This is a genomic window from Streptomyces sp. NPDC002309 (assembly GCF_053593375.1).
Map to the genome: position 1 here is coordinate 1 of NZ_JBSFCI010000105.1, position 1,648 is coordinate 1,648.

General features: G+C 69.7%; 2 protein-coding genes. One reads left to right on the forward strand and one right to left on the reverse strand.

Annotated features, from left to right (window positions below; all coding sequences use genetic code 11):
• Positions 1–113: 113 nt before the first annotated feature.
• Positions 114–629, forward strand: a complete 516-nt coding sequence (locus ACWCPM_RS34695; protein WP_450980245.1) for a hypothetical protein — start codon at positions 114–116, stop codon at positions 627–629.
• Here ACWCPM_RS34695 and ACWCPM_RS34700 read toward each other — a convergent pair.
• Positions 571–1,377, reverse strand: a complete 807-nt coding sequence (locus tag ACWCPM_RS34700; protein ID WP_450980244.1) for an IS5 family transposase — start codon at positions 1,375–1,377, stop codon at positions 571–573. The genes ACWCPM_RS34695 and ACWCPM_RS34700 overlap by 59 nt on opposite strands.
• Between the last annotated feature and the right edge of the window lie 271 nt (positions 1,378–1,648).

Below are 1,648 nucleotides of genomic sequence, written 5' to 3' on the forward strand. Positions count from 1 at the left end.
AGAGGTCGTTCTCTTTCCGAACGTCATGTGCGGTTTCTGCTGGTCCGGCATGAGGTGGCGGCTGGCGCGGGAGTCTCGGTCCGTTGCTGATCGAGATGTCGTGGGGGTGGCGGATGCCGTCGATTCGGGCGGTGTTGGAAGCGCGGCAGAAGGCCGCGGCCGTGCGGGTTGAGGAACTCGAAGCCGAGCTGGAGCGGGTGCGGGCGGCTCTGGCGGAGGCGGAAGAGGTGCTCAGACGCCGGGTGATCGGCCTGGAGCAGTATCTGGAGGCGCTGGCCGAGGAGGAGGCGCCTGCCGTGGCGCTCGGCAGAGCACCACGGAAGAGGCCGGTGGGGCCGCGCCGGGCGGTGCCCCACCGGGACAACGCCTCCGGGACCGAGGTGTTGTCGGTGGACTACCAGGCGTTGATGGTCGCTGCGGTGGAGGCGGGAAGCGACGGGCTCGGCGCCCGGCGGGCAGCGGTGGTGCTGGGCTGGGACAGTGCGTCCGCCTCCCGCGTCGAAGGAGCCAGAGCACGGCTGAAACGGCTGGTGGAACGGGGCTGGCTGGTCGAAGGAAAACCGGGCAGGTTCACGCTGCCCGCAGCGGGACAGGGCTTGCCTGCCGGACGGCCAGGCGGCGGCTCATAAGCGTGGTCATCGACCACAGAATGACGGCTTCGCTGGTGTCGGTGCGCCGTTCGTAGTCACGGACCAGGCGCCGGCTGCGAAGGAACCAGGCGAAAGATCTCTCCACCACCCAGCGGCGAGGGAGCACCTGGAAGCCCTGGACGTCGTCACTGCGGCGGACGACGTCCAGTGTGAGTCCGAGGTGCGCGGCGGCCCAGTCGACGAGATGGCCGGTGTAGCCGCCGTCGGCCCAGACCCGTGACAGCCGCCGGAAGGAGCCTGCCGCCGCCTGCAGCAAGGTCCGGGCGGCGTCCCGGTCGGTCGTGGACGCCGGCGTGACCCGCACGGACAGCAGCAGTCCGAGGGTGTCGGTGAGCAGGTGCCGCTTGCGTCCATTGATCTTCTTCCCGGCATCGAAGCCTCGCGAGGTGAGGGCGACGGTGGCGTCCGCCTTCACCGACTGCGAGTCGATCACCGCCGCACTCGGCTCCTGATCACGGCCCTCGGCATCGCGGACGGCACCGCGCAGCCGGTCGTGCAGCTCGGCCACGAGTCCCGCGTCCCGCCAGCGGGCGAAGAAGGCGTACACCCGTGGCCAGGGCGGGAAGTCCGAGGGCATAGCCCGCCACTTGATGCCGTTGTCAACGAGGTAGCGCACCGCATCGATCATCTGCCGGTGGCAGTAGCTCTCCGGCCGCCCGCCCTGGCCGGCCAGCCATCCAGGGACCGGCAGCAGATCCCGCACCAGAGCCCACTCGGCATCGCTCATGTCCGAGCCGTACCGAGGCCGGCGCTCCGGCCTGTCGGCCGCGTTCCCGAACCTGTGGGCGAGACAGTCACACCCAGGAGTGGCCAGACTGGACCCGGCGACCGTGACCACGCGACACTTCGACAACAGGGCCTCTTGCTCCTCGCTGGACTCGACATCCGCGAGCTACCAAGAGGCCCTTCCCTCATGCCTCCGCACCAGCGATCTCACCCGATCCAGGGCCCCGTTCGAAGCCGACCGAGCACGCGAGCGGATAGAGAACAGCCAGTTA